This window comes from Mesorhizobium sp. WSM4832 (genome assembly GCF_055811115.1).
On sequence record NZ_JBVVQH010000009.1, the window covers coordinates 209,573 to 226,510 of the forward strand.

At 62.9% G+C, this 16,938-nt stretch carries 20 protein-coding genes; 7 read left to right on the forward strand and 13 right to left on the reverse strand.

The annotated features are described in order from the left end of the window. Window positions 1-483: 483 nt before the first annotated feature. The 3 genes from AC0L2L_RS15415 to AC0L2L_RS15425 all read right to left on the reverse strand — a co-directional run bounded on the left by AC0L2L_RS15415 (window position 484) and on the right by AC0L2L_RS15425 (window position 1,542). Complete coding sequence (locus tag AC0L2L_RS15415; protein WP_473579423.1) at window positions 484-924, reverse strand: GFA family protein; 441 nt, start codon at window positions 922-924, stop codon at window positions 484-486. A gap of 116 nt (window positions 925-1,040) precedes the next feature. After that, window positions 1,041-1,328 carry a hypothetical protein gene (locus tag AC0L2L_RS15420; RefSeq protein WP_473579424.1) on the reverse strand — a complete coding sequence of 96 codons (288 nt, stop codon included), beginning with the start codon at window positions 1,326-1,328 and terminating at the stop codon, window positions 1,041-1,043. 46 nt (window positions 1,329-1,374) lie between these two features. Further along, the gene (locus AC0L2L_RS15425) at window positions 1,375-1,542 is read right to left on the reverse strand and encodes a Thivi_2564 family membrane protein (RefSeq protein ID WP_156913650.1); all 168 of its coding nucleotides are present in this window, start codon (window positions 1,540-1,542) and stop codon (window positions 1,375-1,377) included. 207 nt (window positions 1,543-1,749) lie between these two features. Between AC0L2L_RS15425 and AC0L2L_RS15430 the strand changes: the two genes are divergently transcribed. Continuing rightward, entirely contained in the window at window positions 1,750-1,914 is a 165-nt protein-coding gene (locus AC0L2L_RS15430; RefSeq protein WP_320216182.1) for a DUF3309 family protein, read from the forward strand. A gap of 17 nt (window positions 1,915-1,931) precedes the next feature. Here the strand turns inward: AC0L2L_RS15430 and AC0L2L_RS15435 are convergent, their stop codons facing one another. Continuing rightward, a complete protein-coding gene (locus AC0L2L_RS15435) occupies window positions 1,932-2,222 on the reverse strand; it encodes a response regulator (RefSeq protein WP_473579482.1) in 291 nt (96 codons plus the stop codon). 479 nt (window positions 2,223-2,701) lie between these two features. Between AC0L2L_RS15435 and AC0L2L_RS15440 the strand changes: the two genes are divergently transcribed. After that, a complete protein-coding gene (locus AC0L2L_RS15440) occupies window positions 2,702-3,925 on the forward strand; it encodes an anion transporter (RefSeq protein WP_473579425.1) in 1,224 nt (407 codons plus the stop codon). 137 nt (window positions 3,926-4,062) lie between these two features. On the opposite strand, the gene AC0L2L_RS15445 is transcribed toward AC0L2L_RS15440, so the two are convergent. Next, window positions 4,063-4,653: a TetR/AcrR family transcriptional regulator gene (locus tag AC0L2L_RS15445; protein WP_473579426.1), complete on the reverse strand. Its 591-nt coding sequence runs from the start codon at window positions 4,651-4,653 to the stop codon at window positions 4,063-4,065. A gap of 98 nt (window positions 4,654-4,751) precedes the next feature. Between AC0L2L_RS15445 and AC0L2L_RS15450 the strand changes: the two genes are divergently transcribed. After that, entirely contained in the window at window positions 4,752-5,618 is an 867-nt protein-coding gene (locus tag AC0L2L_RS15450; RefSeq protein WP_473579427.1) for a crotonase/enoyl-CoA hydratase family protein, read from the forward strand. 113 nt (window positions 5,619-5,731) lie between these two features. Here AC0L2L_RS15450 and AC0L2L_RS15455 read toward each other — a convergent pair whose 3' ends face one another. From AC0L2L_RS15455 to AC0L2L_RS15470, 4 genes are all read right to left on the reverse strand, one after another. After that, the gene (locus tag AC0L2L_RS15455; RefSeq protein ID WP_473579428.1) at window positions 5,732-6,817 is read right to left on the reverse strand and encodes an HPP family protein; all 1,086 of its coding nucleotides are present in this window, start codon (window positions 6,815-6,817) and stop codon (window positions 5,732-5,734) included. Window positions 6,818-7,030: 213 nt separating this feature from the next. Then, entirely contained in the window at window positions 7,031-7,315 is a 285-nt protein-coding gene (locus AC0L2L_RS15460; RefSeq protein ID WP_473579429.1) for a ScoMcrA-related endonuclease, read from the reverse strand. A gap of 22 nt (window positions 7,316-7,337) precedes the next feature. Beyond that, on the reverse strand, window positions 7,338-8,108 hold the full coding sequence (locus AC0L2L_RS15465; RefSeq protein WP_473579430.1) for an SDR family oxidoreductase: 771 nt from the start codon (window positions 8,106-8,108) through the stop codon (window positions 7,338-7,340). 15 nt (window positions 8,109-8,123) lie between these two features. Beyond that, entirely contained in the window at window positions 8,124-8,966 is an 843-nt protein-coding gene (locus AC0L2L_RS15470) for an alpha/beta fold hydrolase (RefSeq protein ID WP_473579431.1), read from the reverse strand. 300 nt (window positions 8,967-9,266) lie between these two features. Between AC0L2L_RS15470 and AC0L2L_RS15475 the strand changes: the two genes are divergently transcribed. Further along, on the forward strand, window positions 9,267-9,884 hold the full coding sequence (locus tag AC0L2L_RS15475) for a CGNR zinc finger domain-containing protein (protein WP_473579432.1): 618 nt from the start codon (window positions 9,267-9,269) through the stop codon (window positions 9,882-9,884). 80 nt (window positions 9,885-9,964) lie between these two features. On the opposite strand, the gene AC0L2L_RS15480 is transcribed toward AC0L2L_RS15475, so the two are convergent. The 4 genes from AC0L2L_RS15480 to AC0L2L_RS15495 form a co-directional block, all read right to left on the reverse strand. After that, entirely contained in the window at window positions 9,965-10,273 is a 309-nt protein-coding gene (locus AC0L2L_RS15480) for a cupredoxin domain-containing protein (protein ID WP_473579433.1), read from the reverse strand. Continuing rightward, window positions 10,270-10,794, reverse strand: a complete 525-nt coding sequence (locus AC0L2L_RS15485; RefSeq protein ID WP_473579434.1) for a DUF4142 domain-containing protein — start codon at window positions 10,792-10,794, stop codon at window positions 10,270-10,272. The genes AC0L2L_RS15480 and AC0L2L_RS15485 overlap by 4 nt, the downstream gene beginning before the upstream one ends. 108 nt (window positions 10,795-10,902) lie before the next feature. After that, window positions 10,903-11,586, reverse strand: coding sequence for an RNA polymerase sigma factor (locus AC0L2L_RS15490; protein ID WP_473579435.1), 684 nt, complete (start codon window positions 11,584-11,586; stop codon window positions 10,903-10,905). A gap of 246 nt (window positions 11,587-11,832) precedes the next feature. Next, window positions 11,833-13,005 carry a cystathionine beta-lyase gene (locus tag AC0L2L_RS15495; RefSeq protein ID WP_473579436.1) on the reverse strand — a complete coding sequence of 391 codons (1,173 nt, stop codon included), beginning with the start codon at window positions 13,003-13,005 and terminating at the stop codon, window positions 11,833-11,835. A gap of 465 nt (window positions 13,006-13,470) precedes the next feature. Here AC0L2L_RS15495 and AC0L2L_RS15500 point away from each other — a divergent pair, with 465 nt between their 5' ends. The 3 genes from AC0L2L_RS15500 (at window position 13,471) to AC0L2L_RS15510 (ending at window position 16,911) form a co-directional block, all read left to right on the forward strand. Next, the gene (locus tag AC0L2L_RS15500) at window positions 13,471-14,499 is read left to right on the forward strand and encodes an amino acid ABC transporter substrate-binding protein (RefSeq protein WP_027169915.1); all 1,029 of its coding nucleotides are present in this window, start codon (window positions 13,471-13,473) and stop codon (window positions 14,497-14,499) included. Window positions 14,500-14,561: 62 nt separating this feature from the next. Next, a complete protein-coding gene (locus AC0L2L_RS15505; RefSeq protein WP_473579437.1) occupies window positions 14,562-15,749 on the forward strand; it encodes an amino acid ABC transporter permease in 1,188 nt (395 codons plus the stop codon). A gap of 4 nt (window positions 15,750-15,753) precedes the next feature. Further along, entirely contained in the window at window positions 15,754-16,911 is a 1,158-nt protein-coding gene (locus AC0L2L_RS15510) for an amino acid ABC transporter permease (RefSeq protein ID WP_473579438.1), read from the forward strand. The last annotated feature ends 27 nt before the right edge of the window (window positions 16,912-16,938 follow it).

Below are 16,938 nucleotides of genomic sequence, written 5' to 3' on the forward strand. Positions count from 1 at the left end.
AAAAATTGAAAGAAACAAAGGTGGCCTTTTGTACAAGGCACAAAGTCATAGGCCTGCTGTCTGCGGCAATTTTGAGCGTCATATTAGATATATCCAGAAGGAAAATAGTTAAAAAAATTTCTTGAGCCGAAAGAATTTTCACTTTGGTGTTGCAACTGCAGCTTGGTATTTCACGTGATAAACACCGCCGAAAGCAGGTGAAACAATCCCCAAGATTGTATTACAGCAAGAAGCATGGTTGAAAATTCTTATATTTTGTAAAAGCGGATAAACTCTATGGGCGCTGCTGCGTGAAAAACGTGCCTGCCCAAGAATGCTAGCTTCGGCTGATTGGCCGGCAAACCGACCGGTGGTTGAAACGTGCGAAACTTCGAGAAAAGTCAGCGCATATCAATCGATAGCCGGCCATTTCCAGGACGTGCCGAAGGCTTCACTCGACTGAAGGCGAATATCGTTGGGACTTAAGTCCAGCAAGAATTCGACCTAGGCCGACCTTTGCTGCGGTTCCAGGACGGTTTCATCGCCGGCAGCCGAATCACCTGCGATCCGATCATGTTCGAACTGACGCGCCGTGGGGAGGGCCTGCAGCCAGGATTCGCGGCGTCCGGTCCAGAGCTCGTAGCTCGGCACCAGCCCTTCGGTTGGCGCGATGTCCAGGCTGCCGATCGTGACCTCGACCTCATCTTCGCCGACGAACGGAACGCGGCTTCCGCAGGTAGGGCAAAAACTTCGCGTGCCATAGGTGCTGGTGATTCCGCTGGTTTCGAACGCTTGACGCGGCCACATGGCATAGGCATGAAAGGCCGATCCGCTTGTCTTGCGGCAATCCTTGCAATGGCAGAGCCCAACCCGCCTTGGCTCGCCGGCCACGCGGAACTGCACGCCCCCGCACAGGCAACTGCCGCTGCGCGCGATTTCAGGCATCGCCGTTCCTCCTGCTGTCACGCAGAACCAAGTCGCAGCCGGCAAAGTCCCGCTGCTGGCTGCTACAACCCGCATGAGGTTGCAATGGTTCCGCGCCCAAATGCAAGAAGCATCGGTCAGCCGGGAAGGTTGATCGGCTCCTCGCACCGATAGGCGCGGCACTCGCCGTCCTTGGTCGGGACGGTCGTCGAGATAGGCACTTCCGGCCAGTCGCACTCATTACCGAACTGCCGTACGAAGCGGCCATAAGTGTCCGGCCCGGTCGTCAAGACCACTGCATGGTCGCTTCTGATCAGCGCCTGCGTCTGTGCGCAAGTCATGGCGCGCGTGTCTGGCCGGGCGTAGGCGGCGCTCGCGGCGCACAACATTGTACCGGCAAGAAATGCGATCGACAGGGTTCTCATGGGATACCAGGCTTCGGAGTTTCCTATGTCGAAATATGGATCGCGGCTAGAACACCGCAAGATATTTGAGCAACGATGTGATTCCGATGATGATGACGATGATCTGCGCAATCTGCCGCGCGCGGGCATCGAGCGGCAACCGTTGCACGAGATAGAGCACCAGGATCACCACCAGGAAGGTAATCAGGATCCCGATAAGAACAGACGCGCCCATGTGATGCCCTCCTTTGCCAAGATTGCCCGGATGGGCAGGCTCCAACGTTGCCGGCTGGGAAATGGTTCCACGCGGGTCGGGCCCGCTGATCTGCGGTCCGAAAACTCAAGCCGGCTGCCGAAGTCGCGCGGAACATGCGCGCGGCTTGCGAGTTCACTTCCTCGATAACAAAGCGCGGGATCGCACAGTCACAAAGAGGAAGAAACCATGGGCCTCGGCACAATTCTCATCATCATTCTCATTCTTGCCCTGCTTGGCGGCTTCAGCGGCTTTGGCGGCGGACCTTTCTACGGCACCGGCTATTATGGCGGCGGCGGCCTCGGGCTTGTCCTTGTTATCGTGATTATCCTGGTGCTGCTCGGCCGCATCTGACAAGGCGCGAGCAGGCTTCAGGCTGTCGTAGACGCGTCCCTGAGCTTCGCCGCCAGTTGTTCCAGCGCGAACGGCTTGGCGATGAAGTGCACATCGTGGTCGAGCACGCGATTGTGCAAGGCCGCGTTGCGGGTGAAGCCGGTCATGAACACCACTTTCAGTGGGCGGGAATGCTTGCGTGCCTGTTCGGCCAATTGACGGCCATTCATGCCCCGCATGACGATATCGGTCAGCATCAGCGCGATGGCGGCGTTCTCGCCGGAGCGGCAAGGAGCCGAAGCTTTAATGACTGCCGCCTCCGTCGAGATGGGTTTGCGCTTCGGTGCCGTTTGCGGCCGACGGGGTCGGCTTCTCCAATCTTGCTAGCCGCCGCGCCCGCTGCATTCGAGGCAGGCGATGCTGTGCCCCGGGCAACTCAGCCGGTGCGTGCCTCCTGGGCAGCAATGGCCGTTCGAACTCAGCCAGCGCGCGCAAACGAAAACCTTCTTGGCCCCGTGACAGCGGGAGCATTCCTGCGGACGCATCAATTCCTCCCGTGATGGGATGCGATATTCTGCTTCAACGACCGTGTTCATCCGTTTAGTCCCCCAACGCCTGGATTATCGGTCACATATGTTATTTCACTATTCTTTACATTAGGGTTTATGAATGTGAAAGCGACAGAAGCGTCATGACGCTTTCACGTGCTTGTGCGCTTCCCCTTTGCGCTGCCCTTGCTAAATGTGAAGCCGCCCCAATGCGCCGGCGGATTCTGCCGGTCAGGGCAGGCAACGGGGACCTTCTTGCAATGACATGGACCGGCACGGGCGCGCTTTTCATCCTCGTGCTCACCTACGCCGGCGTCGCCGTCGGCCGCATTCCGGGCCTGCGCCTCGACCGCGCCGGCATCGCGCTGCTCGGCGGCGCCGCCATGATCGCCATCGGCGCGATCAGCATAGAGGATGCCTACAAAGCCATCAATTTCGACACCGTCACGCTGCTGCTCGGCATGATGATCGTGGTCGCGCATCTGAAGGTCTCGGGCGCGTTTCGCGCGCTCGGCGGCTTTGCCATCGAGCACGCCCATGCGCCCTTTATGCTTTTGGTGATGGTGACGCTATTGACCGGCGTGCTCTCAGCCTTCCTGGTCAATGATGCGATCTGCCTGGTGATGGCACCGATCGTCGTCCATGTCACCCGCGTCATCAACCGCAACCCGGTGCCTTACCTCATCGCCACCTGCACGGCCTCGAACTGCGGCAGCGTCGCCACCATCACCGGCAATCCGCAGAACATGGTGATCGGCGCGCTGTCCGGCATTTCCTATCCGGCCTTCACGCTGGCGCTCGCGCCGGTGGCGCTGTTCGGCCTGCTCTGCGTCATCGTCATCGTGCGCATCGTCTACCGCGCCGAATTCTCCCGCCCAGCCGAACTCAGCCCGGAAGTCTATCGCGGCCGCATGCTGCCCGGACAGGTGCTAAAGGCCACCATCGTCTGCGTGCTGCTGGCGCTCGCCTTCTTCGCCGGCGTTCCCGTCGCCAAGGCGGCGCTGATCGCCGGCGCCTTCCTTCTCGTCACGCGCGCAATCAAGCCGCGGCGCATCTACCGCGAGATCGACGGCCCGCTGCTCTTCATGTTCGCCGGCCTGTTCGTGGTGGTGGCGGGCGCCGAGCGCACGCTGCTCACGCCCGACATGATCGCCTGGGCGAAGAACATCGGCCTCGACGATGTCTGGCGGCTCTCCGGCTTCACGGCGGCCCTTTCCAACATCATGAGCAATGTGCCGGCGGTGCTGGCGCTCAGGCCCTTCATTCCCGGGTTGGAAAACCCGGAGCGCGCCTGGCTGGTCGTGGCGATGAGCTCGACGCTTGCCGGCAATTTCACGCTGCTCGGCTCGGTCGCCAACCTGATCGTCGCCGAGCAGGCAAAGGCGGCCGGCAAGGAGCTTTCCTTCTCCGCCTTCTTCAAGGTCGGCCTGCCGCTGACCCTGGTGACGCTTCTCGCCGGTACCGCCTGGCTGGCATGGGCCTGAAGACACTACCTCGTCGGATCACGCCAAGCTGGAGCATCGGCATCCAATGCATATCGCCCAGCAGCGGTTCTGGGACAACGACATGCATGAAAACAAAGACTTAAAGCGTGTCGCCTGAATCCGTTTCAGCGCGCGCTTTAAGCGCCGCGTTTGCCTGCCATCCTTGCCCGCACCAGCGTCGCGGCGGCATGGCCGGCAGCAGTGATATAGTCGGGATTGTGATGGATCAGCATGCTCGAAAAGGCGCCATCCATCAAAAGCATGATCTCGCGCGCCAGCATCTTCGCCTCGCCGACATCGTGGTCTGAAAGCGTGCCGGCCAGCCATTTTTCGAAATTGGTCTTGTGGCGCGCTCCAGCCTTGACCGCCGGATGTCCGGGCATCGCCGCCAGCTCGGCCGCCGTGCGCAGGAAGCCGCAGCCCTTCCATTTTGGATGACGGGCCACCCGCGCCAGGTTGGTGAAGATGGCCTCGACCTTCTTGTCCGCTCCGCCCCCCGCCGCGTCGAACCAGCCAGTCATCTGCTCAAGATTAGGCTGGTCGCGCCCGTCGAGATAGGCCGCGATCAGATCGTCCTTGCTCTTGAAATGGTAGTAGAGCGTGCGCTTGGTGAGGCCTGCTTTTTCGGCCACGGCATCGACGCTGACGCGGCCGATGCCCTCGGCATAGAAGAGCTTGGTCGCCGCGTCGACGAGGCGTTTTCGCGTGGGATTGGGCTTTTCGCTCATCGCATAAGTATACCAACTAGTGAATATACAATCAATCGAAAACCTGCTCTTGTTCCGCCTGTTCCGCCTGTTCCGCCGCCCTCCGGAAAGGATAAATCATGACCGAACTTGTGCTGCGCGAGACGCGCGACCGCGTCGCGATCCTCACCCTCAACCGCGCCGACAAGCTGAACGCGCTGAACTACGCGCTGATCGATCGGCTGCTTTCGCTCCTCGACCTGATCGAGACGGACGATGGCGTGGGCGCCGTCATCCTCACCGGGTCAGGGGAACGCGCGTTTTCCGCCGGTGCCGATATCCACGAATTCTCGTTGAGCGTAGCCGAAGGCACCGATGCCGCGCTGCGCGATTTCGTCATGCGCGGCCAGCGCTTGACGGCGCGGCTGGAAGCATTTCGCAAGCCGGTTATCGCCGCCGTCAACGGCATCGCCTTTGGCGGCGGCTGCGAGATCACCGAAGCGGTGCCGTTGGCCATCGCCAGCGACCGCGCGTTGTTCGCCAAGCCGGAGATCAAGCTTGCCATGCCGCCGACTTTCGGCGGCACGCAGCGTCTGCCTAGACTTGCGGGGCGCAAGCGCGCGCTGGAGCTGCTGTTGACCGGCGAGACATTTTCGGCCGGGCGCGCAGCCGAGCTCGGCCTGGTCAACCATGTCGTACCGCACGCCGAATTACTGCGAGCGGCCTTCGACCTTGCCCGCCGCATTCTCGTCCATTCGCCGGCGGCGGTCGCCAGCATCCTCACCGCAGTGGCGCGTGGCCTCGAGTCGAGCATCGCGGAAGGTCTGCTGGTCGAGGCCGAGCAATTCGCCCGCGTGGCCCCGACAGCGGACCTGCGCGAAGGCTTGAGCGCCTGGATCGAGCGGCGGCAAGCGGTCTATGATGGTTCATGGACGCATGTCACCCGGCCGACAGAGGCCAAACGCGCCGCGCCGCGTCTCGACCGGGCAGCCAGCATGCCGGGGTGAGTGCCTTGCCTAATGCATGTCGCCCAGAAGTGCGCAGCGGTTCTGGGACAACGACATGCATCAAAACAAAAACTTAAAGCGCGTCGCCCGAATCCGTTTCGACGCGACGCGCTTTAGGCCACAGCTTTCAGCTGCGCCTTGCCTGCCTGCTGCACCCGCGCGGCCGCCGCAAGCAGGTCGGTCTGGGTGATCAGGCCGAGGATGCGCCGTTCGGCATCAACGATCACCACCGCATGGCTGCGGCCGTCGGTCAGCACCGGCAGCAGGCTCATCGCCGGCGTGTCGGGCGAGGCGGTGCCGGCCTTCGACATCACCCCTTTCACCGTGTCGGTCGCCTTTGTCAGCTCGCGCAGGCCGACCGCGCCGGAGAGCCGTCCGTCCGCGTCGACCACCGGCAGGGTGCGGATGTTGTGGTCGATCAGCTGTTTGCGCGCCTCGTCGGCGGAGGCTGTTTCGGTCACCGAGATCATATCGCGGGACATGATGTCCCGGCAAAGCAGCGTGCGCTGCGAGCGCATCACTGCCTGCAGCTCGACCTGGCGCAGCAGGCGCTCCAGGTCGTCACGGTCGATGTCGAAGGTCTCGTCGAGCGCGGAGAGCGCCGCATCGACATCCTCGGGCCGGAAGCCGACGCGTTCGGCCGGCGGCCGGTCGGCCGTGCCATGCCCACTGCCGGCGGGCACGTGCACATGGGGATAGTTGCGCCGCGACAGCTTGTGGAAAAGGAAGCCGAGCGCAACCAGGATGATCGAGTTCAGCGCTACCGGCACGAAGGGAAACAGGAAGCCGGCGGCGGCAACGGCCGGCCCGCCAAGCACGCCTGTGAGCGCCGCGGCGCCACCCGGTGGGTGCAATGAGCGCGTGAACGACATGGCGGCGATCGCCAGCGCGACCGCAAGGCCGGAGGCGAACACCGTGTCGTGCACGAAATGCGCCACCGTCACGCCGACCAGCGCCGAAATCGTGTTGCCGCCGATGATCGACCAGGGCTGCGCCAGCGGGCTCGACGGAACGGCAAAGAGCAGCACGGCGGAAGCGCCCATGGGCGCCACCAGCATCGCCACAAGCGGACCGCTCCCCATGGCGAGCCCGCTGATCATGCCCGTGAGCGCGATGCCGATAGTCGCGCCGATGCAGGCAAGCAGCCGTTCGCGAAGCGTCGCGCCGGCAAGGATCGGAACGAAAAGGCGAAACGCCATGGCAGGACCTGGATCGAATAGGTGGAATTGCGTTGCTCGCAATGCCGCTGATGCCACGGATTTGAAAGCCAAGCCAATCCGTATATTCGCAGCCGAAGAGAATATTATTGCGCGGCGAACTGTGTGGGACGCGCCACCAGCGGCCTCGGCTTTCTCAATCGCGCCAAGGCGTTATTGCCGTTTGCGGAATCGGCGCAGCAATCGCCGGCTGCGCTATCTCTGCCTTGGCTGGACGGTGAATCCCAGCGCGCCAAGCACCTTCACCGCGCCGCTCTTGCCGCCCTCGAAATCGCCAGACGCGAGCCGCGAGCCCGTGGCGAACTGATAGGCGGTGCCGAGGATGGCCTTTGGCGGATAGAGACGGTCTTCCCAGGCCAGATCATAGCTCGTGGTTGGGGCAAAGCCATGCTCGGCGAAAAACCGCTCAGGCCCCAGCCGGTCGTAATCTTCCATCGCGCGCAAGACATGCGCGCGGGTCACGCGGTCCCAGGCAATCATTTCTTCGTCCTCCTTCAGACGTTCAAACAGATTTCACCTCGCCGCCGTCCATGCGCAACGTCGAGCCGGTCATCCAGTGCGCCGCCGGCGAGACGAGGAAAGCCATCAACTCGGCGATCTCCTCCGGCTCGCCGTAGCGGGCGATGCCGGCTTCCTTTGGAAAATTCGCCGTCGCTTCCTCGACGCTCATCTTGTGGAGCGGCGCCCAGTGCTCGAGATAGGAGCGTCGGCGGCCGGTCATCACCGGGCCCGGCAACACGCTGTTGACCTGCACGCCGTCGGCGATGCCGCGGTCGGAAAAGGCCTTGGCGAGCGCCACGATTGCCGCGTTGATCGTTGCGACCGCCGCATAAGGCGCTTTCGGAAACAGCGCCGAATTGCCGGACATCAGCACCACCGAGCCGCCGGCCGCCTTCAGCGCCGGCCATGCCGCGACGGTCAGCCGCCGGGCGCCATGCAGCTTCAGCGCCAGGCCGGCGTCCCACTGCTCGTCGCTCATCTCGAAGAGATCGATCTGCGGCACCGCGCCGGCTATGTTGAGCAGCGCGTCGATCCGGCCGAAGGTGGCAAGCGCCTGGTCGACCACCGCTTGGGCGGCGTCCGGCCGGGCGAGGTCGGCATCGATGACCAGCACTTCCGCGCCTGCGTCTTTGATGGCCTTGGCCGTCTCTTCCAGCTTCGCCCGGTTGCGCGCGAACAGCACCAGCGCGGAAAAATTCCGCGCCAGCCGAATGGCGGTGGCCTGACCGATGCCTTGGCTGGCGCCGGTGATGACGGCGACGGATTTCGACATGGCGAGTTCTCCTTGTCAGCCGAGGAAGTCGCGGATGGCGGCGGCGATTTCGCCGGCATGGGTTTCGAGCGCGAAATGCCCGGTGTCGAGAAAACGCACCACCGCATCCGGCATGTCGCGCTTGAACGCCTCGGCGCCGGGTGGCAGGAAGAACGGGTCGTTCTTGCCCCACACCGCCAGGAAAGGCGGTTTGTGGGCGCGGAAATAAGCCTGGAGGGTTGGATAGAGGGCGACATTGCTCTTGTAGTCGCCGAAGAGGTCAAGCTGGATTTCTTCCGCGCCCGGACGGCTGAGATAGAAGCTGTCGAGCGAATGGCCGTCGGGCGAGACGAGTTCTGCCGGCGCGCCATGCGTGTACTGCCAGGCAACCGCCGCCGGCTTGAAGGCTGGACGCAGCGCCTCGCGGTTGGCGGGCGAGGGGTCCCGCCAATAGGCGCGGATCGGGTTCCAATCCTCGCCCAGGCCCTCCTCATAGGCGTTGCCGTTCTGCGAAATGATGGCGGCAATGCGTTCGGGATGCTTCACCGCCAACCGGAAGCCGGTCGGCGCGCCATAGTCGAAGACATAGACGGCGTAGCGGTCGAAGCCGACCACCTCGGTGAAGCGGTCGATGATCTCGGCGATCCGGTCAAACGTGTAAGCGAATTCGCCGGCCTGCGGCATGTCGGAGCGGCCGAAGCCCGGCAGGTCGGGCGCGACGATGTGGAAACGGTCGGCGAGCAGCGGAATCAGGTCTCGGAACATATGGCTCGAGCTTGGAAAGCCATGCAGCAGAAGCAGCTTTGGCGCGCCGGGCCGGCCGGCCTCGCGATAGAAGATATTGAAGCCGTCGACATTCGCCGTCCTGTAGGTGGTCATTTTTCTCTCCATTTTCGTAACTCAGTTGTTTTGCGCCAGAGGGTTATTTTAAACCTGGACGTCAGCCTTGCGCGGCCTCAAGGATGATCTCGACGACGGCCTCGGCATGGACTGAAACGATAACCCATCCCTTCGTGAGCATACCGTTTCCTCTGGTCGATTGATAACCCTACTAAGCGATATAGGACGGTTACGCGTTTGAGGCATAACTTGTCAAGACGATGCAAACCGGTTATCACGGAGTCGTGTTCACGGATGGACGCCCGCGTGGCGAAGCTGCGGGCGTGAATTGGAGTTTCGATGGTTCGCTCACCTGCGCTTTTTGTCGGCGACGCGCCCGGCCTGGATTTCCTCAACTCGATCGCGACCCCGCTCGACAGGCCTATCGATTGGATCGACGACGGCGAGGGCCTGCTGGACTGGCTGGGGCAGGCGCGGTTGGTGCCGGCGGAAGCGCTGGCAACCATTCGCGGGCAGGCGTTGCCCGGCGAACTCGACAAGGTGGCCGACCAGGCGCGGCATTTGCGCGAATGGTTCAGAGGCTTCGTGCATGGCCACAAGGGGCGGGCGCTGACGGCCGCGGATCTGGCGGAACTCGACCCGCTCAACCGCCTGCTGGAGCGAGACGAAACCTTCAGCCGGATCGCGCCGGCCGGTAGCGGCGCACCGTTCGCGCTTCAGACGGCCCGCAAATGGCGGACGCCAGAGGCCCTCTTGCTGCCGATCGGAGAGGCGCTGGCCAAGCTTGTCTGCACCGAGGATTTTTCACATGTGAAGGCTTGCGAAGGTCCGGCTTGCACGCTGCTATTTGCCGATCATACCCGCGGGCACAGGCGCCGCTGGTGCAGCATGGCTGCCTGCGGCAACCGGGCAAAGCAGGCAGCACACCGGCATCGGCACAGGGATGACCATCACTAGAGCAAATTTCTGAAAGGCTGTTCGGTGCTTCCAAGTCGAGCGAGGCGCAGGACGCCCCGCTCGTGGAATGGCGGATCGGATTAAGGGGCCACCTCGATATGGCCCTTCATGTTGGGATGGAAGCGGCAGAAATAGTCGACCGCTCCCGCCGCCTTCAGCGTGACCTTGCCCTTAGACTTTGCCGGGATCGTCACATCCCAGCCGCCCTTCACCGTGGCGGTGTGGGCGAGGACATCCTTGTTCGTCCATTCGATCGTATCGCCGACCTTGGCCTGAACGTTTGCCGGCGAAAAAACCAGCTTGTTGATCGTCACCTCGATCGTCGCCGCGAGCGCCGGCGACGCGCAGAGCGCCAGCGCCAGCGCCGGGGCAAGAAGCAACGGCCTCATTTCAGCATGCCGGCGACATGTTCGGCATGCTGCTCATGCCCTTGGAAGATCTTGAGGCCGGTCTCCAGCAGGCTCTTCAACTCGGCATTGCTTGCCGATGGGATGAGCAGGGTTTCGAGCGCGCCGTTGACCTGCTTGTGATAGGCGACCTCGTTCTCGATATAGGTCTTGTCGAAGTCAGCCCCCTTGAGCTTCGCCAGCTTGGCGCGCTCCTCCTTGGCGGCCTTGGCCAGCGCCTTGCTGGTGTCGTTGTCCTCGGGGGTGACCTTCAACTTCTTCACCAGCTCGAGCGCCTGCTTGTTCACCGCCTCATGGTCGCGCTCCATGTCCTTGGCGAAGTCGACGACCTCCTTGTTCTTGGACTTCTTGATCGCCAGCTTGGCCGCCTCGATGTCGATCGTGCCGGCCGTATAGGCGATGTGGGCGATCTGCGGGTCGGTGGGCTTTTCGGCGGCTTGCGCCAGCGGCGCGGTGCTCGCGAAGAAAAGGGCGGCGAGGGCGGCGGTTGATCGCATAAACATGGCATCTCCTTCGCCCGGCGGCGCTGGCCCCGGGCTTCATCTGGTGTTGACTGCCATTGGATGCGGGGAGGGGCGAAACGTTCCCGGGAAAACGGCCGGGGGCCGAAATTAGCCCTCGAACCCCAGCCTTCTCATCACCGCCTGCGTCAGCCGCTCGCAGCGCCGGCCGGCGAAGGGGAAGGCGTCGAGCAGCACCGGACCGATCTCGTCGTCGAGCGCCTTGCGCACCAGCGTTCGCGCCCGGTGCAGCCTCGTCTTCACGGTTTCAGGCCGCACGCCCAGAAGGTCGGCGGTTTCCTCGATGCTCAGGCCCTCGATGACGCGGGCGACGAAAACCGTGCGATAGACATCGGGAAGGCTGTCGGTCGCCCGCTCGACAAGCCCCAGGATCTGCCGCTGCGCCATCGTCCGCTCCGGATCGTCACTTGGGTTTAGGGGAAACCGGATGATCTGCGCCTCCGGGTTTTCGGGCATCGCCACGATGCGCTTGCGCTTGCGCAGCCGGCCGAGCGCCTCGTTGATGACGATGCGCGACAGCCAGGTGGAAAGCGACGCCTCGCCGCGAAAGGCACCGAGATTGGCGAAGGCGCGCATATAGGCCTCCTGCACGATGTCCTCGGCCTCGGTGTCGTTGCGCACCACGCCGCGCGCGATGCGGTAGAGCCGCTGGTTGTGGGTCTTGATGATGGAGCGGAACGCATCCGGATCGCGCACAAGCGCCCGGTGCACCAACGCCATGTCGCCGACCTCGGCCGCGCCTATTTCGGCGGCTTCGATAGCAGGCTTTCTCATCTCGCCCTGATCTCCCGGCAACTGTTACATCCGCGATTGGATGCGCCTGCCGACAAAAGGTTCCCGAGTTGGTCGCGCGGGCCATGCTAGAGCGTTTCATCGTTTCACGGAAACGGTGAAATGCTCTATCTCTTTGTTTTGACGCAATTCCGGGCGGAAAACCGCTCACACTTTTCCTGGAATTGCTCTAGCGCTTCGGCCGAGGCTTGTCTGCCGCTGGCGCGGAACCCTCCGACGATCAGCCTGTCACCTGGCGGCCGCAGCCGCTGCGAGCCCGCGCAGAATGTCGGCCTTGAGATCCTCGACATCCTCCAGGCCGACCTGCAGGCGGAGCAGCGGGCCGGCATAGGCTGCTTTGGCAATGGTACGGTCGCCGAGGAAGACCGGAACGGCGAGGCTCTCATAGCCGCCCCAGGAATAGCCGAGGCCGAAGATCTTGAGCGCGTCGAGGAAGGCATGCTGCGCTTTCTGCCCGCCGCCCTTGAGCACGATCGAGAAGACGCCGCTGGAGCCGCAGAAATCACGCTTCCAGAGCGCATGGTCGGGATGGCTTTCCAGCGCCGGATGCAACACCTGCGCGACGCCTGGCTGCTCTTCCAGCCAGCGCGCGATATCGAGCGCGCTCTTGCGGTGATGTTCAAGCCGCACCCCCATCGTGCGCAGGCCGCGCAGCACCTGGTAGACGTCGTCCGGACCGGAGCAGCAGCCGAGTGTGCAGAAGCCGTCATAGAGCTTCGTCCAGCAGGCCTCGTTGGCCGAAACCAGGCCGAGCAGCACGTCGGAATGGCCGGCGGGATATTTCGTCGCCGCTTGGATCGAAATGTCGACGCCATGGGCGAGCGGCTTGAAATAGAGCGGCGTCGCCCAGGTATTGTCCATCATCACGATGGCGCCGGCGGCGTGCGCGGCCGTGGCGATCGCCGGGATGTCCTGCACCTCGTAGGTGTTCGATCCCGGTGATTCCGTGAACACCACCTTGGTGTTGAGTTTGATCAGCGAAGCGATGCCGGCGCCGATGCGGGGCTCGTAATACTCGACCTCGACACCCAGCCGCTTCAGCATCGTATCTGCGAAGTGGCGCGTCGGGTGGTAGACGCTGTCGGCGATCAACAGGTGATCGCCAGCGGCAAGGAAGATCAGGAGCGGCACCGTCACCGCCGCCAGTCCCGAAGGTACCGCGACGGTGCCGGCCGAGCCTTCCAGCGCATCGACGGCGAGCGTGAGCGCGTCCATCGTCGGCGTCCCGCGCGTGCCGTAAGTGTATTTCTGGCTACGCCTGGCCATCGAGGCGGCATCTGGGTAAAGCACCGTCGAGGCGTGCACGACCGGCGGGTTGACGAAGCCGAAATAGTCGCGCGGGTTGTTGCCGGAGTGGGCAAGCAGCGTGTTGACACCCATTTCGATGCCGTCCTTAGCCATGGTTCGTCGCCTGTCGAATGATATCGGGAGACCAGCCATAAAGCGGCGGCAAAGCCCGCGCAACCGCGCCGGGCCCGCCAAAAGCCGGTCTTCCGCTAGGCCAATCCAACGGCGCATGCGGTCAATAAAGCACCGCTATTGCTGGGACGGATTGTACCGGCGAATCATGGTTTCACGCGGCCGTAACTTGACTGATTTGTTCGCATGGCCTGCCGGTTTCATGGGCTCTTGTCCGCAATTCAGGCATTTGCGGCAATTGCTTTTCATACCTCTTCGGATTCGGTCATTTCCCTTGACCTCACAGGAATAATCGCCTTCGATGCGTTTCGTGAATGGGAGGCAGCGCGTCGGCAACCGATGCCGGTCCGGGAGTGGCCTTAAAGTGGGAGCTGCATTCACAAACGATAAAAGATCAAGCGTCGCCTGGCAGCAGGGGCGCCTGTAACAGAAAAGGGTCTGTGGGTCATGAAACACATTGCAATCGGCATTCTTGGCGCCGCCGCGCTCGGGTTCATGGCGTCCGCCGCTTCGGCCGGCACGCTCGATACCGTGAAGCAGAAGGGCTTTATCCAGTGCGGAGTCTCGACCGGCCTCGCCGGCTTCTCGGCGCCGGACGACAAGGGTGACTGGAAAGGCATCGACGCGGATTTCTGTCGCGCCGTTGCGGCCGCCGTCTTCGGTGACGCCTCCAAGGTCAAGTTCACGCCGCTCAGCGCCAAGGAGCGTTTCACCGCCCTGCAGTCGGGCGAGATCGACATCCTGTCGCGCAACACCACCTGGACCAGCAACCGCGACAGCGCGCTCGGCCTCGATTTTGTCGGCGTCACCTATTATGACGGCCAGGGCTTCATGATCAACGCCAAGAAGCTGCCGGGCGTGAACTCCGCGCTGCAGCTTTCGGGCGCCGCCGTCTGCGTGCAGAGCGGCACCACGACCGAGCTCAACCTCGCCGACTACTTCAAGAAGAACAAGATGGAATACAACCCCGTCGTGTTCGAGAAGCTCGAAGAGGTCAACGCCGCCTATGACGCGGGTCGTTGCGACGCTTACACCACAGACCAGTCCGGCCTTTACGGCATCCGCCTGACGCTTTCCTCACCGGCCGATCATGTCGTGCTGCCCGAGATCATCTCCAAGGAGCCGCTCGGCCCAGCCGTGCGCCAGGGCGACGACCAGTGGGCGCATATCGCGCGCTGGACGTATTTCGCGCTGCTCAACGCCGAGGAAGCCGGCATCACGCAGGCGAATGTCGACGAGATGAAGACGTCGACCGACCCCAACATCCAGCGTATCCTCGGCACCGAGCCCGATGGCAAATACGGTGCCGACCTCGGCCTCTCCAACGACTGGGTCGTCAACATCATCAAGGCTGTCGGCAATTACGGCGAAATGTTCGAGCGCAATGTCGGCTCGGGCAGCCCGCTCAAGATCGCGCGCGGCATCAACGCGCTGTGGACCAAGGGCGGCCTGCAATACGGTCCGCCGATCCGCTGATTGAAACGTGATCCGGGGGGCAGGTCGTCTGCCTCCCGGTTTCTCTTTCCAGAGGACGGTCCATGGCTTCGCAGGAAATCCTTCGCGAGGAGCCGCGTCGCGGCTCCTTCATCAATGACCCGAGAATACGCGGGCTGTTCTTCCAGACGCTGGTCGTGATCCTTGTCTTTGGCTCGATCTGGTGGATCGTCAATAACGTCATCGAGAACCTCCAGCGCCTGCACATCGCTTCAGGCTTCGGGTTCCTCAGGAGCAGGGCCGGCTTCGACATTTCCGACACGCCGATCGCCTACACGTCGGATTCGTCCTATTTCCGCGCCCTCGTTGTCGGCCTGCTCAACACGATCATTGTCGCCGTCGTCGGCATCGTCCTTGCCACCATCGTCGGCTTCACGGTGGGCATCGGCCGCCTGTCGCAGAACTGGCTGATCCGCAAGATATGCACGGTCTATGTCGAGATCTTCCGCAACATCCCGCCGCTGCTGGTCATCTTCTTCTGGTACTCCGGCGTGCTGGCCGTGCTGCCGCCGCCGCGCGAGAGCTATCACCTGCCGTTCGGCTCCTTCCTGAACCAGCGCGGTTTCTATTTCCCCCGCGCGGTATGGGGCGACGGCTCATGGCTGATCGCCGTCGCCTTCGTGCTCGCGCTGGCAATGGCCTGGTTCGTCGCCCGCAGGGCGCGGCAGAGGCAGATGTCTACCGGTCAGCAATTTCCGGTCTTCTGGACATCTGTCGCGCTGATCGTCGGCCTGCCGTTGCTCGCCTTCTTGCTTGCGGGAATGCCGCTCACCCTCGATTTTCCGAAGCAGTCGACCTTCAACCTGACCGGCGGCTTCTGGGTCAAGCCGGAGTTCCTGTCGCTCTTGCTTGCGCTTTCCTTCTATACCGCGGCCTTCATCGCCGAGATCGTGCGCGCCGGCATCAGGGGTGTCAGCAAGGGTCAGACCGAGGCTGCTGGCGCGCTCGGCCTGCGTTCCGGCCCCATACTGCGCCTGGTCGTTGTGCCGCAGGCGATGCGTATCGTCATCCCGCCGCTCACCAGCCAGTATCTCAACCTGACCAAGAATTCTTCGCTGGCGATCGCCATCGGCTACCCCGATCTCACGGCCACAGCCGGCACGGTGCTTAACCAGACGGGACAGGCGGTCGAGGGCGTGTTCATCATGATGATCGCCTATCTGGTGCTGAGCCTGGTGACCTCGGCGGTCATGAACGTGGTCAACGCCAAGATGGCGCTGGTGGAGAGGTAGGGCCATGCAGGAACACGACATGGCTTGGGTGCGCACCGAGATGGCTCTGGCCCAGCCGGCCCCGCTCAGCGAACGCGGCGTCTATGCCTGGGTGCGCAAGAACCTGGTCGGCTCCGTCGGGGATATCATCCTCACCGTCCTCGGCATTGCCATTGTTGCCTGGATCGTGCCGCAGGTTGTCAACTGGGCCTTCATAAACGCTCAGTGGACCGGGCCGGACCGCACGGTGTGCACCACCGCCGCGCAAGGCGGCATCCAGCCCGAGGGCTGGACCGGCGCCTGCTGGGCCTTCGTCAACGCCAAGTTCGGCCAGTTCATGTTCGGCACCTATCCGATCGAAGAGCGCTGGCGACCGATCCTGGTCGCCATCCTGTTCGTGGCGCTGTTGGTGCCGATGCTGATCCCGCGCGTGCCGCGCAAGGGGTTGAACGCGATCCTGCTGTTCGTCGTGCTGCCGATCGTCGCCTTCTTCCTGCTGCTCGGCGGTGTGTTCGGCTTGCCGGTTGTGGAGACCTCGCGCTGGGGCGGGCTCCTGGTCACGCTCAGCCTCTCCTTCGTCGGCATCGCCGTCTCGTTGCCCACGGGCATCGTGCTGGCGCTTGGCCGGCGCTCGAAGATGCCGATCATCAAATGGCTTTGCATCGTCTTCATCGAGACGGTCCGCGGCATTCCGTTGATCACTGTGCTGTTCTTCGCCAGCGTCATGCTGCCGCTGTTCCTTCCCGCAGGCGTCACCTTCGACAAGTATCTGCGGGCGTTGATCGGCGTGTCGCTGTTTGCCGCCGCCTACATGGCCGAAGTGGTGCGCGGCGGGCTGCAGGCGATTCCGAAGGGACAGTATGAGGGGGCCGACTCGCTCGGTCTCGGCTATTGGCAGAAGATGAGCCTGATCGTGCTGCCGCAGGCGCTGAAGCTGGTTATCCCCGGCATCGTCAACACCTTCATCGGCATGTTCAAGGACACCAGTCTAGTCCTCATCATCTCGATGTTCGATCTGCTCGGCGTGGTGAAGCAAAACTTTGCCGACGCCAACTGGGCGACGCCACAGACGGCCAGATCAGGCCTGATCTTCGCCGCCTTCGTGTTCTGGCTGTTCTGCTTCGGCATGTCGCGCTATTCAATGTACACCGAACGCCGGCTCGACACCGGCTACAATCGCTGATGCGTGTCGCCCAAAGTGTAGCGGTTT

Excerpts from the sequence above, each read along its gene's own strand:
- AC0L2L_RS15500 (WP_027169915.1), top strand. The coding sequence starts at position 13,471 with ATGAAACACATTGCAATCGGCATTCTTGGCGCCGCCGCGCTCGGGTTC.
- AC0L2L_RS15425 (WP_156913650.1), bottom strand. The coding sequence starts at position 1,542 with ATGGGCGCGTCTGTTCTTATCGGGATCCTGATTACCTTCCTGGTGGTG.
- AC0L2L_RS15475 (WP_473579432.1), top strand. The coding sequence starts at position 9,267 with ATGGTTCGCTCACCTGCGCTTTTTGTCGGCGACGCGCCCGGCCTGGAT.
- AC0L2L_RS15485 (WP_473579434.1), bottom strand. The coding sequence starts at position 10,794 with ATGTTTATGCGATCAACCGCCGCCCTCGCCGCCCTTTTCTTCGCGAGC.
- AC0L2L_RS15440 (WP_473579425.1), top strand. The coding sequence starts at position 2,702 with ATGACATGGACCGGCACGGGCGCGCTTTTCATCCTCGTGCTCACCTAC.
- AC0L2L_RS15420 (WP_473579424.1), bottom strand. The coding sequence starts at position 1,328 with ATGAGAACCCTGTCGATCGCATTTCTTGCCGGTACAATGTTGTGCGCC.
- AC0L2L_RS15455 (WP_473579428.1), bottom strand. The coding sequence starts at position 6,817 with ATGGCGTTTCGCCTTTTCGTTCCGATCCTTGCCGGCGCGACGCTTCGC.
- AC0L2L_RS15450 (WP_473579427.1), top strand. The coding sequence starts at position 4,752 with ATGACCGAACTTGTGCTGCGCGAGACGCGCGACCGCGTCGCGATCCTC.
- AC0L2L_RS15510 (WP_473579438.1), top strand. The coding sequence starts at position 15,754 with ATGCAGGAACACGACATGGCTTGGGTGCGCACCGAGATGGCTCTGGCC.
- AC0L2L_RS15460 (WP_473579429.1), bottom strand. The coding sequence starts at position 7,315 with ATGATTGCCTGGGACCGCGTGACCCGCGCGCATGTCTTGCGCGCGATG.
- AC0L2L_RS15465 (WP_473579430.1), bottom strand. The coding sequence starts at position 8,108 with ATGTCGAAATCCGTCGCCGTCATCACCGGCGCCAGCCAAGGCATCGGT.
- AC0L2L_RS15480 (WP_473579433.1), bottom strand. The coding sequence starts at position 10,273 with ATGAGGCCGTTGCTTCTTGCCCCGGCGCTGGCGCTGGCGCTCTGCGCG.
- AC0L2L_RS15445 (WP_473579426.1), bottom strand. The coding sequence starts at position 4,653 with ATGAGCGAAAAGCCCAATCCCACGCGAAAACGCCTCGTCGACGCGGCG.
- AC0L2L_RS15490 (WP_473579435.1), bottom strand. The coding sequence starts at position 11,586 with ATGAGAAAGCCTGCTATCGAAGCCGCCGAAATAGGCGCGGCCGAGGTC.
- AC0L2L_RS15415 (WP_473579423.1), bottom strand. The coding sequence starts at position 924 with ATGCCTGAAATCGCGCGCAGCGGCAGTTGCCTGTGCGGGGGCGTGCAG.
- AC0L2L_RS15470 (WP_473579431.1), bottom strand. The coding sequence starts at position 8,966 with ATGACCACCTACAGGACGGCGAATGTCGACGGCTTCAATATCTTCTAT.
- AC0L2L_RS15430 (WP_320216182.1), top strand. The coding sequence starts at position 1,750 with ATGGGCCTCGGCACAATTCTCATCATCATTCTCATTCTTGCCCTGCTT.
- AC0L2L_RS15495 (WP_473579436.1), bottom strand. The coding sequence starts at position 13,005 with ATGGCTAAGGACGGCATCGAAATGGGTGTCAACACGCTGCTTGCCCAC.
- AC0L2L_RS15505 (WP_473579437.1), top strand. The coding sequence starts at position 14,562 with ATGGCTTCGCAGGAAATCCTTCGCGAGGAGCCGCGTCGCGGCTCCTTC.